We start from the raw sequence: 12,302 nt of genomic DNA on the forward strand, positions 1-12,302 counted from the left end.
GGTCAGGTTAGAGGCTGGGATTGGGTTGCAATATCCGGTTTGTGCGGGGTGCTATCCGTTTTGTGCAGGTTGAGGTGACAGGTTCAAGCGCCTCTTCGCGGGCGCACCCGCGAGAGACCGGTACGGCTTAACGCCGGTTGCGCAAGGTTTCGGACGGCAATTCGCCAAACTGCTGCCGATACACCTCGGAAAAGCGCCCGAGGTGGAGGAAGCCATAGTCCATGGCCAGTTCGGTCACGCTACGTACCGAACAACTGGCATCGCCCAGGCAGGCACGCACCTGTTCCAGCTTGCGTTGTCGCACGTACTGCTTGGGTGTGGTCTGCAGGTGCCGGTCGAACAGCGCATACAACGAGCGCAGGCTCATGCACGCCTGCTCCGCCAGCGCCTCCGCTGTCAGTTCGAACTTAAGGTTGCGGTCGATGTAGTCGATGATCCGCTCCAGGCTTGCACCCGGTGAGCTGAGGCTCTCACGGCGAATATTGGTGCTCATCAGGGTCAGCAGCTTGCTGGCGACAATCTGGCTGTAATGGCCCTGCACCCTGGGCAGTGAATCGCCCACTTCCGCCTCATGGCAAACCATGGCCAGCAGGTTCACGAAGCCATCCAGCTCATCCAGCCGGTAATGATTACGCAAGAACCGCACGCCCCCATCAGGCCGCTGCCAGCGCTGTTCATCGCAGATCGAATCCAGCAGCCGGGTTGGCACCTTGAGGATGAACTTCTCGCAGTCTTCCGAGTAAGTCAGGTCAACCGGGTCGTCTGGGTTGATCAGCAGCAGCTCGCCCGGTACCAGGTGCTGCTCGCGCTTGTGCCCGCGCCACAGGCAGTTGCCATTGAGCAAGACTTGCAGGTGGTAGATGGTTTCCAGCGCGGGCGACGTCACGCGAACACTGCCGCCATAGCTGATACGGCACAGGTCGAGCTCGGCGAACTTGCGATGGCTGAGGCTGGCCTGGGGGTGGGTGGTACGGGACAGACCGATGCAATGCTGGCCTACATGCTGGTTCACATAATCGGACACAGCGTAAGGGTCGGCGTGGTGAAACACGCTACTGCGCTCGCTCAGCAGGCGGCTTTCCATAGGCAAGGCACTCGGTATCGTTATTGTTCTGGTCGCCGCGCCCTACCGTCTTGTCGGCTGTGGTTGCGGTCATCACGGTCATTCTATCGGGCTGGCTGCGTGTCGCAGGGGCAGGCGACAGCCGGCAAACGGGGACACTACAGCAAAAAGGCGGGGGTTGGGCAATGCAACGATGGGATTGGCTGGGCGGATAGCGGACAGGTCCGGCGTCATGCTTGTTCGTTAATCGAACAGTATCTTGCGGTACTCGCGTGGCCTGCACATGGCGGCGGACCAAGCGCTCCTGCAACGACCGTCATTCACTGCACCGGCAGGAAGTTCATCAGCAACAGGCTCTGCGCGTAGTTCAAGCCTATGCGCCGATAACGCTCATCCAGCAACTCGGCCAGCAAGTCCAGCCGCGCGACGATCTTGCCGAACTCAACGGCAAAACTCAGGTTGCTGCCCTCCTCCGAGATCTCGTTCGAGAACAGCAACAGCACCCCGTTGGCATCTTGCCGCTGACTGAGCATCCATGTCGCCTTCTCGATATTGCGCGCAGCGTTGTTGATGAACAGGGGGTCGATGGTATCGGTCATGTAGAACTCGGTACGCCCGCCATGCGCGGTGATCAGCATGCTGCCAATGGCGTAGATGAAGGCGCCGACCCGGTCCCCGCGAAACTCCGGGCTCAGGGCGTAGCTCAATGCCGCCAGGTCACGGCGGTTGCCCAGTTGTGGCAGCGGCCGGCGTTGTTCGATGGCAATGCGGATCTGTCGCTCGGCGGTGGCGGCATCAAGGTAGCCAGACACCTTCCACTGGTTGGGGTTGCGCAGGTACAGCTTGTTCATCAGCAGGTACAGGCTTTGCAAGTTGTCGCGCATCGACAGCGTGGCCAGGCGGTCGACGCTGGTTTGAAACAGCTCGCTGGGTTTGCCGTCGCTGAACTGGCCGACGATGTCACGGCCTTGCTGCTGAGTACAGGCGCACAGGCATGCCAGGGCACCTGTCAGTAGCAGGCGGGGGAGGAAATTCGAGTAGCTTGCAACCATCGGCACCGGGTCGATATTCGGCGGCTGCGCCGGGAGTCAGCGCGGCCTGGCCAAGCATAGAGCCCGAAAATGGGAAAAAGTGCGGTGGCTGGAGAGAACGGAAAAAACCTGTGGCGGCCTCTTCGCGGGTGAACCCGCTCCCACAAGAAGGGACTCGCCCGCGAGAGGCTAGGAGCGACGAACCCGGATCACATGGCGTGGCGCAACATCTCCACCACCTGCGCATGCAGCGCCGGGTCACCGCAGGCCACCACACACCCGCCATTCTGCGCCGAGCTGCCATCCCAGGCCGTGATCACGCCACCCGCCCCTTCGATGATCGGCATCAGCGCCTGTACGTCATACGGCTGAAGGCTCGCTTCGACAATCACGTCGACAAAGCCCGAGGCCAGCATGCAGTAGGCATAGCAATCACCGCCATAACGCATCAACCGCGCCTTGCTGGCGACCGCTTCGAATGCCGCCTTGCGCTCGGCGGTGTCGAACATGTCCGGCGTGGTGCACATCAGTGTGGCGGCAGACAGGCTGGCGCAGGCACGCGTCTTCAGGGGCGTGCCACTGCGCCAGGCGCCTGCCGGGGTACCCACGAAACGTTCGCCGGTGAACGGCTGGTTCATCACGCCCAGCACGGGGCGGGTGCCGTCATTCAGGGCAATCAAGGTGCCCCACAGTGGCAAGCCGGTAATGAACGCCCGGGTGCCGTCGATCGGGTCGAGCACCCAGGTCAGCGGACTGCTGCCCACTGCAACACCGGCCTCTTCACCGAGAATGCCATGTTCGGGATAACGCGCCTGGATCAGCTCACGCATGGCGTCTTCGGCGGCCTTGTCGGCCACGGTCACCGGGTCGTACAGACGCCCGCCCTTGTCCTCGACTTCCAGGCTGGCGCGGAAGTACGGCGCGATCGCTGCAGCGGCAGCATCGGCCATTTGCTCGGCAAAGGCGCGATACTCAACGATCTGTTCAGCACTCAGGGACATGGGACGGGCCTCGTGACAATGATGGGGCACGCATCATACCCGACACATCGCCCCGGTGTACGCTGCGGCAGTCTAGACTGAACATGATCAGGTTACCGGGGGGCTGCCACACGTGGAGGTGTGCGATGAGCCAGTTCAAACGTCTGTTCGTCATGCTGGGCCCGCAAATGCGTCATACGCCTGCGCTGCAACGCGCGGCGGCGTTGGCGGAATCCAGTGGTGCCCTGCTGGATATCAATGTGTTCGTCGACGACGTCGACACCTTTGGCTTGATGAGCGATGGTCGTGAGCGTGAGCGGCTGCTCAGCGACAACCGCCAATGGCTGGCGGATGAGGCGGAACAACTGAGCGATGCCGGCGTGGACGTGTCCACCGAGCTGTTGTTGACCCGCGACCCGCTGGGCAGCGTACTGGAACGGGTCGAACGGCTGGGCTGCGACCTGCTGGTCAAGGACGTACAGCACGAACCCGTACTCAAACGCCTGCTGGTAACGCCGCTGGACTGGCAGTTGCTCAAGGACAGCCCGGTCGCCGTACACCTGGTCAGTGACATTCGCCTGCCCCTGCCACGGCAGATCGCCGCCGCAGTGGACCTGAACAGCCACGGCGCTGGCGAACACCTGGACGAGCAGGTCATCCACTGCGCCCATGACCTGGCCCTGCAGTGCAACGCCGAGCTGCACCTGCTGCATGTGTGCGACGCGGCCAAGACCCACATCGCCGACTTCGGCGCCGGTACGGTCACCATGCCCGGCTTCGATGGCAGCGTGCGAACCGCGCAGCGGGCGGCGTTCAACCGCCTGGGCGACCACCACCAAATTCCGCTGGAGCGCCGGCACTTCCTCGAAGGGGCCGCGATCAGGGCCATTGCCCAGTTCGTCGGCCACAACCGAGTGGACGTAATAGTCATGGGCAGTCATCGCCATGACGCCATGCAGACATTCCTGGGCGGGACAACAGCGCATGTGCTGGAACACCCGCTGTGCAATGTGTTGGCGATCAAGGCTGTTCGCTGAGCTTCAGCAGCCTGCCTTGGGGCCGGGCAGGAATAACCTTGTACATGTGAAGAGGCACTTCCAGCCACGGAGCAGCTTATAACCTGTCGGCCCCTCCGCAGTTCCTGCAGGCACTGTTGTCACTGACGCGTTATCTGCGTTGGTTTCTGGTACACCAGTGCCACTAAAAATGAATGCATTTGATAATGATTCGTAGTATGTTCGCGGCATTTACCGACCTAGCCCCTCAGCGCCCTAATCAAGGATCGTACCGTCGATGCGCCGCACGTTCGTTTCGCTTTGTGTGCTTCATGCTGTCTCCCCGCTGGCCTTTGCCGAGCCTGAACCGCTCAGCGACCCTGCCCAGATCGAACTCCAGGCCCTGAGCATCACCAGTACTGCCGACAGTGAGCGTGCGGACGGCCCGGTCGAAGGTTACAAGGCCAGCCGCTCGGCCAGTGCCACCCGCACCGACACGGCGCTGCACGAAACCCCGCAATCGGTCAGCGTGGTGCCCAAGGATGTGTTGGTAGACACGGGCGCCACGCGCCTGCAGGACGGCCTGGACTACGCCGGTGGTGTCGGCCGCGCCAACAACTTCGGCGGCCAGGGCCTGACAACCTTCACCGTGCGTGGCTTCACGACCGGTGAGTTCTACCGCAACGGCTTTCCGATCAACCGCGGCTACCCCAATGCCCCGGATGCCAACACCGTCGAGCGCCTGGAGGTCATCCGTGGCCCGGCCAGCAGCCTGTACGGCCGTGGCGACCCTGGCGGTACGTTCAACGTGGTCAGCAAGCAGCCGTTGCCCGAGTCCAAGGTTACCCTTGGCAGCCAGTTCGACGACCAGGGCATGCACCGTGCCACCCTCGATGCCACCGGGCCGCTGAGCCAGGACGGCTCGCTGGCCTACCGCCTGAACATACTGGGTGAAGGTGGCGACAGCTTCCGCGACGATGTCGAAAGCGAACGCTACGATGTCGCCCCGGTCATCAGCTGGCAGGTCAATGACGCCACGAAGATCACCTTCGAAGGCGATTTCATGCGCAACAACCACCCCCTCGATCGCGGCCTGACCCGCTACCCCACCCAGACCGGCAGCGCCTCGCGCGATACCTATATCTGGGAAAAAGGCAGCGACAACCTGCTGCATAACGACAACAACATGGCGCAGCTGCGTTTCGAGCACCTGCTCAATGACGACTGGACTTTGGCAGGCGGGTTCCAGTTCCTTGATGGTTCGCTCAAGGGTAATGCAGTCGAGGGGAGCAATTTACTGCCAGACGGCCGCACCCTGCAGCGGAACTTCAACTACCGCAAGCTGGAATGGACCGACCGTGACTGGCAATTGAACCTGACCGGGCATTTCGATACCGGTACGCTCAGCCACACTTTGCTGACCGGTGTCGAATACGAGAACTACGACTACAACTCGATCATCCAGCGTTCCTCGGCAGCCTACCCGATCGACATCTACAACCCGGTACTGGGCCAGCCGCGCCCGGCACTGGACCGCACCACCACCTGGGACAAGGAAAACCTGCAGACGTGGGCGTTCTTCATTCAGGACCAGGTAGCGCTGACCGAGCGATTGAAGGCGCTGGCGGGTGTGCGCTTCGAGCGTTTCGAGCATGACTATGACAACAAGCTGAACAATGCCGGCGATTTCAGCAAGGGCGAAAACGGCGTTACACCCCGCCTTGGCTTGATCTACGACCTGACCGATACCCTGGCGGTCTACGCCAATACCGCACGTTCGTTCAAGCCCAATACGGGCACGCCGGCCAGTGGCGGCGGTTTCGACCCAGAGAAAGGCAAGTCCTACGAGCTGGGTGTGAAATGGGAGTCACTCGACCGCCAGTTGAGTGTCGACGCGGCGATCTACCACATCGTCAAGGAAAACGTACTGGCCAACGACCCGAGCGACCTTACTGGTACTTACAAGATCGCGGCCGGCGAGGTGCGCAGCCGTGGCCTGGACATCAACATCGCCGGCAACCTCACCCCCGAATGGCGCGTGATCGGTGGCTATGCCTACGTGGACGCCGAAGTCACCAAGGACACTACCCTGCCCAAGGGAACGCGCCTTGCCAATATCCCGCGCAACACCTTCAGCCTGCTGAACACCTACGAGTTCCAGGATGGCCTGGCCAAAGGCCTTGGCCTGGGCGTAGGCGTGAAGTATGTCGACGACCGTGCGGGGCAGACATCGGCAGCCACTTACACGATGGAACGCTACAGCGTGGTCGACCTGTTGAGCTTCTACAAGGTCAACGAGCATGTGCGGTTGAATCTGGACGTGAAAAACGTGTTCAACAAGGGGTATGACGAAGGGGCGTTCAACAGCTACGTATACCCCGGCGCACCGCGCACGGTGCAGGCCGGTGTTTCCTATACCTTCTGAATTGCCGGGGCCGCGCAGCGGCCCCGTAATTTCAGAAAGCTGTGCTGTAGAACAGCGAGTACGACTCGATGCCGTCGTTTGGCTGCTTTATCCCGGCGTTGGAGTAATGCATGGCACGGATGCCTACCTTCTGTTCTCCCGGCAACTTCAGGCCAAAGCCGATGCGGTCTTCGAAGTTGACCGACGACCCCAGGCGCTGGTCCCCTACGTCGGTCTTTGAAAACGCTGCCAGGCCAATACCTGCCTCGATGTAAGGCGTGTAGGTAAAGCCGCTGAACTCATACGTGAACACCGGGCTGAACGACAGCGAATGCGCACCACTGGCATCGCCACCTTCCCAATAGGTGTAGGCCGCATCCCAGTACCCGCTCACATGGCCGGTGCTGCTTTCCAGCCATTTCTTGTCCCAGTCGAACGACATGCCGATACGGTAGGTCATGTCACCTTGGCTAGTTGCGCCCACGGCGCCTGATATCTGCGCAGCCTGGACCAGATCGGCCCCGGCAAAGGCCAGCACTGCAACGGCCAGCGAAGCTGCTAGACGGGTTTTCATCTACGACTCTCCTGATGGTCTACACGGCAAGCGGGGGCTTGGGCCCCTCGACGTTATGCGCTGACCGGTGCATCCAGACCGGTCATGCGAAGTAATACTTTTCTGATTATTGTCCAGATAATCAGAAAGTTGGAAGTGTATTGCCACTATTGACTAAAACACTCGGTAAAGATGTGCCTGCCGGGCACAGGAATTCGCGAGACGTGATCTTAACCAAGGGAGGAGTACATCCGTACTCCTCCCCGTCTCTTCATCAACGCCAATTAAGGTTAACGGTCGTGGGGGCCTTGCCCGTCACGGCCGCCCACTGCTGCACCGACTGACCTTGGGCATTGCCAATGACCTTGTATTTGCCGGGAGGCAGTTGCACATACAGCAGTGGCCCGGCATCGCTGACGCTGAGTACGGGCTGGCCCTGGGCATTCTGGATATCGACCGAAGCCCCGCTCTGGAACTTGCCTTCCGGACCGGTCGAAAGCTCTACGTGCAGGTCATAACCCGCGGTCTTGCGCAGGGCATTGGCCTCGTCCTGGCCGATACCGCCCTGCAGGTAGCGCACGCCATTCTGTTCTTGCGGTTGCAACTGCACGGCCTGCATGTCGATGGGGGCATTGAGGTCGGCGGCAGCGGCCAGCGTCCATGGCAAGGCCAGGGTAATCAGCAAGGCAGCGCCGAGCGCATAGTGATGGTTACGCATGGTACGACCCTCCTTTTCGAGGATGGCTTACCTGTTATTTGATCCTCCCAGCGAAGGGGTGTTCGTGCTGATACCCGGTCATGTAGATGAATTCACTTCAGATAATCAGGTTATCGAGCGAAAACATCAGCTTGCACGACCTTCTTCAAGCAATTTCACGAACATGCTCAAACTGCGCGAGACTGTACCCCGTCGCCATACCAGCCAGGTTTTCAGGTAACGGAAGTCCTCCGACATTGGCCAGGCGCTGACGGTGCTGCACCCGGGCATATTGTCGAGCATGCTGCGCGGCAGCATGGCCAGGCCGGCGCCAGCGCTGACGCATGCCAACATGCCGTGGTACGACTCCATTTCGTGGATCTTGCCCGGTACCGCCTGGTCTTTTACGAACCAGTTTTCGAAGTGATGGCGGTATGAACAGTTGGCGCGGAAGGCGTAGATGCTTTCACCGTTCACGTCCTGGGCGCGGGTTACCGGTGTATGGTTGAGCGGCGCAATGACCATCATCTCTTCCTCGAACACCGGTATGCCCTCCAGCGTCGGGTGCAGCACCGGGCCGTCGACGAACGCGGCCACCAGGCGGCCAGACAGCACGCCTTCGAGCATGGTCCCGGAGGGCCCGGTGGACAGGTCAAGGTCAACCTTGGGGTAGCGCTGGTTATAGGCCGCCAGCAACGCGGGGATGCGCACCGCCGCCGTGCTTTCCAGCGATCCGAGGGCAAAGGTGCCCTGCGGGTCTTCACCCGCCACGGTCAGCCGCGCCTCATGGACCAGGTCGAGGATACGCCGGGTATATTCGAGGAAGTTCCAACCCGCAGGCGACAGGCGCAGGCGGCTCTTCTCACGAATGAACAGCTCTACCCCCAAGTCCTCCTCCAGTTGCTTGATGCGCGTGGTCAGGTTCGACGGCACCCGATGGATGTGCTGCGCGGCGGCGCTGATGCTGCCCTGCTCTGCCACGGCCTTGAAGATCTCCAGTTGCACCAGGTCCACAGGCATTCTCCAAACGTGAATGTTTCGCTCATTATTATTCAGTTTTCATTAAAGCCATAGCCCACTAGTCTGGCCTCATTGATTAACAACAACGAGAGTGTCCCGCCATGAGCGCGATCAGCAGCCTGACCCACGCCATCTCCCTCGACCCATACAGCGGCGAGCAGATCGGCGCCTACCCGTTCGACACCGACGCCGCACTGGAAGCGGCGCTGCAACGTGCCAAGGTTGGCTACCGCCAGTGGCGCCAGGTGTCGCTGGGTCAGCGCAGCGAGTACCTGCTGGCCCTGGCCGGCACCCTCGAAGCCAAGGCTGAAGCTTTCGCGCACATGATCAGCCGCGAAATTGGCAAGCCGATCGCCCAGGCTCGCGGTGAAGTCAGCAAGTGTGTGGGCCTGTGCCGCTGGTACGCCGAGCACGGCCCGGCCATGCTCGCCGCCGAGCCGACCCAGGTCGAAAAAGCCCGTATCGAATACCGCCCGCTAGGCCCGATCCTGGCGGTGATGCCGTGGAACTTCCCGGTCTGGCAGGTGCTGCGCGGTGCCGTGCCGGCGATTCTGGCGGGTAACACCTACGTGCTCAAGCACGCACCGAACGTGATGGGCAGCGCCTACCTGATGGGTGAGCTGTTCAAGGATGCCGGCCTGCCGGAAGGCGTGTTCGAAGTACTGAACGTGACCCCGGATGGCGTTACCCGCGCCATCAACGATCCGCGCATCGCTGCGGTGACCCTGACCGGCAGCGTGCGTGCCGGCATGGCGATTGGTGCCCAGGCCGGTGCTGCGCTGAAGAAGTGCGTGTTGGAGCTGGGTGGCTCTGACCCGTTCATCGTCCTGGCCGACGCCGACCTGGATGCCGCCGTCCAGGCTGCGGTGATAGGCCGCTACCAGAATACCGGCCAGGTGTGCGCCGCCGCCAAGCGCCTGATCGTGGAAGCCAGCATCGTCGACGCGTTCACCCACAAATTCGTTGAAGCCACTCGCCAGCTGAAAGTCGGCAACCCGCTGGAGGACGACACCTATATTGGCCCGATGGCCCGCTACGACCTGCGCGACGAGTTGGACGGCCAGGTTCAGGCGACGTTGGCCGAAGGCGCCACGTTGCTGCTGGGCGGCAACAAGGTCGAAGGCGTGGCCAACTTCTACGCGCCGACCGTGTTTGCCAATGTCACCCCGGACATGACCGCGTTCAAGCAGGAGCTGTTCGGCCCTGTCGCGGCGATCATCACTGCAAGCGATGCCGACCATGCCGTGGAACTGGCCAACGACAGCGAGTTTGGCCTGGCCTCGACCATCTACACAGCCGACTATGCGCTTGCCGAACGCATGACCGCTGCACTGGATACCGGTGGCGTGTTCATCAACGGCTACTGCGCTTCCGACCCCCGCGTGGCGTTTGGTGGCGTGAAGAAGAGCGGTTTCGGCCGTGAACTGTCGCACTTTGGGGTGCGCGAGTTCACCAATGCCCAGACGGTGTGGCTGGACCGTAACTGATTCATGACCCTGGGGCTGCTTTGCAGCCCCATCTGCGTCAATCCCGAACCTGGTCCTTGACCCAGTCCAGCATCCCCCCCGGCACGATCAATTCATGCCTTGCCCGCGAGCAGGCGGTATACAACCCCGCCAACATACGCGCCCGTTCATTGCGGTTACCCGCCACCTGTGGCGCTACCATCAGTTCCGGCGACACCATCACCCGGGCAAACTCCATGTTCTTCACATCCCGTACACGCCCCAGGAACAACTTCGGCGCCTTGTCCCAGCGGTAACGGCTCTTGGCCTTGGCAAAGTGATCCGGCGTGTAGCCCTTGCGCAGCATGTTGGCCACGGCGACGAACGCTTTGTCATCGCCCTTGTCCTGCTCCAGCGCCTGCCAGCTGGCATAGCGGAACAGCATCGGGTGGCGCGGCCGCGTGCCGTAGCGGTACAGCTCGATGCAGTCCTCGACGAACAGTTCAAAGTCCTTGCGAGCGCTTTTCAGCAACAAGAACGGCACCCCCTGATGCGTCAGGCGCTGGAACCAGCCAAACAGGCCCCATTCATCATCGACGATAAGCGCCGTGGGCTGTTCCGGCACCATCACCGTGTCGAAGAAGCTGACCCGGGTGTAGTGCTCGGCATTGCCACTGAAGGCTGCCTGGATCGTGGCCGGGTGCGCCTGGATCAGCGGGTTGAGCACATTGTCCATTGCCGGCCCGGCGCGCAGTGAGTGGTCAATGCAGCGTTGGCGGATGAAGCTGCCATGGTGCGGGCTGAGGCCGTTGAGGTTTTGCAGTTCGTCACCCAGGGTAATGATCGACTGCGGACTGCGATCGAGTACCGCCAGCATCGGTGCCGACAACTCGTGGGCCTCGTCGACGATGACATGGGTGTAACGGCTGTCGATCACATGTTCGGTCAGCGACAGCAGCTTGACCCGGTGGTAGTCACGCACCGGCAGCTGAATGTCCCGCGCCGACGGGCGAATCAGCTCTTGCCAGTACAGGCGCGCCTTTTCCAGCAGCACCTCCTGATCCAGCGGCGAGGTGCCAGGCCCGGCCCAGGGCAAGTGGTGCAGTTGAAGCTGGGTATCGGCACTGTGGCAGAACGTGCGCACGGCGCGGATGCACAAGGCAACCACGTCACGCGCTGCGAGCGGGCCGATATCAGGGATGGCCAACCAGCGCACCACTTGCGCTTCCTGGGGGCGCCAGGACAGCTTGGTGCGATACGGATCGCGCAGTCGCCAGCCGTTGCTGGTGAGGTCGCGGTTGAGCAGTTCGTCAGCCAGTTGGCCGAAGGTCAGCGCGGTATAGGCGGCAGCGTCCTTGACCCGCGCCTGCAGCGCGCGCAACTGGCCTTCAGTCAAGGCCAGCAGCAATGTGCGCTGTGGCTCCAGCAGCCGGGCGAACTGGTGAATCAGGAAGGTCTTGCCGGTGCCGGCGAAACCTTGCACAGCCACAGACTCGTCGACGCCACTGAGGAATTCACGCAGCAGGCGGTTTTGCTGGTCGCTGAGCATCAAGTCGCTGGCCAGCGATGGCAGGTACACCGGGTGCAGCGGAGTGGCCCGTTGGCGGTAGCGGTCGGCGAACTGGAAGTTCCACTGGCCTTCGTCATCCAGCAACTCGTCCGCCTGGTACTCCACTTCGGCCGACAGCAGTGCAATGCCATTTTCGCCCAGCATGCCCAGGCCCATGGCGAATGCTTCGCGATCGAAGTGCTGCGCTACCTGGCCCTGGAAGCGCCCGGGGGCGACACCTTCGACTTGGTTGGCGATGCGCACGATTTCGGCGAAACGACGCTCCTGCGCGTCGGCCGAGGCGATGGCAGGCTGACGTGGCAGGTTTTGCACGAACAGCACGGCGGCGGCATCGAGCACACTGGCAGTGGTGAAGAATTCGGTTACAGCCGCGCTGGCGAGGCGGTCAGCCTGGTCGCTGGACAAAGGCAGGTAGAACATCGGCACCTCGGGTGAAATCAGGGCGGCACGATAGCAACTTTTGGCGTGGAATGCTGGGTTCAGTGTTGCCTGGGCTGGCCGCTTCGCGGAACCGCCCGCGCCCTAGGCAACGTGCGATTCACGA

Annotated in this window: 10 protein-coding genes; 3 read left to right on the plus strand and 7 right to left on the minus strand. The window is 61.8% G+C overall.

All coding sequences use genetic code 11. The features are described from left to right. Nucleotides 1–127 precede the first annotated feature (127 nt). From QCL51_RS13065 to hisN, 3 genes are all read right to left on the minus strand, one after another. Nucleotides 128–1,084 carry an AraC family transcriptional regulator gene (locus QCL51_RS13065; RefSeq protein ID WP_103444376.1) on the minus strand — a complete coding sequence of 319 codons (957 nt, stop codon included), beginning with the start codon at nucleotides 1,082–1,084 and terminating at the stop codon, nucleotides 128–130. 299 nt (nucleotides 1,085–1,383) lie between these two features. Next, entirely contained in the window at nucleotides 1,384–2,115 is a 732-nt protein-coding gene (locus QCL51_RS13070; protein ID WP_021785096.1) for a hypothetical protein, read from the minus strand. A 188-nt stretch (nucleotides 2,116–2,303) separates the two neighbouring features. Next, a complete protein-coding gene (gene hisN / locus QCL51_RS13075) occupies nucleotides 2,304–3,095 on the minus strand; it encodes a histidinol-phosphatase (protein WP_103444375.1) in 792 nt (263 codons plus the stop codon). 125 nt (nucleotides 3,096–3,220) lie between these two features. On the opposite strand from hisN, the gene QCL51_RS13080 reads away from it, so the two are divergent. Beyond that, on the plus strand, nucleotides 3,221–4,111 hold the full coding sequence (locus tag QCL51_RS13080) for a universal stress protein (RefSeq protein WP_021785094.1): 891 nt from the start codon (nucleotides 3,221–3,223) through the stop codon (nucleotides 4,109–4,111). Between the two features lie 256 nt (nucleotides 4,112–4,367). Next, complete coding sequence (locus QCL51_RS13085) at nucleotides 4,368–6,494, plus strand: TonB-dependent siderophore receptor (protein WP_021785093.1); 2,127 nt, start codon at nucleotides 4,368–4,370, stop codon at nucleotides 6,492–6,494. A 31-nt stretch (nucleotides 6,495–6,525) separates the two neighbouring features. Here QCL51_RS13085 and QCL51_RS13090 read toward each other — a convergent pair whose 3' ends face one another. The 3 genes from QCL51_RS13090 to QCL51_RS13100 all read right to left on the minus strand — a co-directional run bounded on the left by QCL51_RS13090 (nucleotide 6,526) and on the right by QCL51_RS13100 (nucleotide 8,737). Then, nucleotides 6,526–7,047: an acyloxyacyl hydrolase gene (locus QCL51_RS13090; protein ID WP_021785092.1), complete on the minus strand. Its 522-nt coding sequence runs from the start codon at nucleotides 7,045–7,047 to the stop codon at nucleotides 6,526–6,528. Nucleotides 7,048–7,300: 253 nt separating this feature from the next. Next, nucleotides 7,301–7,744 (minus strand): hypothetical protein, encoded by a 444-nt coding sequence (locus QCL51_RS13095; RefSeq protein ID WP_021785091.1) that lies wholly within the window; start codon nucleotides 7,742–7,744, stop codon nucleotides 7,301–7,303. Nucleotides 7,745–7,870: 126 nt separating this feature from the next. Beyond that, entirely contained in the window at nucleotides 7,871–8,737 is an 867-nt protein-coding gene (locus tag QCL51_RS13100; RefSeq protein ID WP_028697444.1) for a LysR family transcriptional regulator, read from the minus strand. A 107-nt stretch (nucleotides 8,738–8,844) separates the two neighbouring features. On the opposite strand from QCL51_RS13100, the gene QCL51_RS13105 reads away from it, so the two are divergent. Continuing rightward, nucleotides 8,845–10,230, plus strand: a complete 1,386-nt coding sequence (locus QCL51_RS13105; protein WP_338443381.1) for an aldehyde dehydrogenase family protein — start codon at nucleotides 8,845–8,847, stop codon at nucleotides 10,228–10,230. Between the two features lie 37 nt (nucleotides 10,231–10,267). Here the strand turns inward: QCL51_RS13105 and QCL51_RS13110 are convergent, their stop codons facing one another. Then, complete coding sequence (locus QCL51_RS13110) at nucleotides 10,268–12,178, minus strand: AAA family ATPase (RefSeq protein ID WP_338443382.1); 1,911 nt, start codon at nucleotides 12,176–12,178, stop codon at nucleotides 10,268–10,270. Nucleotides 12,179–12,302: the final 124 nt, after the last annotated feature.

This window comes from Pseudomonas sp. LTR0 (assembly GCF_036630035.1).
GTDB classification, from domain to species: Bacteria; Pseudomonadota; Gammaproteobacteria; order Pseudomonadales; family Pseudomonadaceae; genus Aquipseudomonas; species Aquipseudomonas putida_Y.

Coding starts and splice junctions, on each gene's coding strand:
- QCL51_RS13080 (WP_021785094.1), top strand. CDS start 3,221: ATGAGCCAGTTCAAACGTCTGTTCGTCATGCTGGGCCCGCAAATGCGT.
- QCL51_RS13085 (WP_021785093.1), top strand. CDS start 4,368: ATGCGCCGCACGTTCGTTTCGCTTTGTGTGCTTCATGCTGTCTCCCCG.
- QCL51_RS13090 (WP_021785092.1), bottom strand. CDS start 7,047: ATGAAAACCCGTCTAGCAGCTTCGCTGGCCGTTGCAGTGCTGGCCTTT.
- QCL51_RS13070 (WP_021785096.1), bottom strand. CDS start 2,115: ATGGTTGCAAGCTACTCGAATTTCCTCCCCCGCCTGCTACTGACAGGT.
- hisN (WP_103444375.1), bottom strand. CDS start 3,095: ATGTCCCTGAGTGCTGAACAGATCGTTGAGTATCGCGCCTTTGCCGAG.
- QCL51_RS13095 (WP_021785091.1), bottom strand. CDS start 7,744: ATGCGTAACCATCACTATGCGCTCGGCGCTGCCTTGCTGATTACCCTG.
- QCL51_RS13065 (WP_103444376.1), bottom strand. CDS start 1,084: ATGGAAAGCCGCCTGCTGAGCGAGCGCAGTAGCGTGTTTCACCACGCC.
- QCL51_RS13110 (WP_338443382.1), bottom strand. CDS start 12,178: ATGTTCTACCTGCCTTTGTCCAGCGACCAGGCTGACCGCCTCGCCAGC.
- QCL51_RS13105 (WP_338443381.1), top strand. CDS start 8,845: ATGAGCGCGATCAGCAGCCTGACCCACGCCATCTCCCTCGACCCATAC.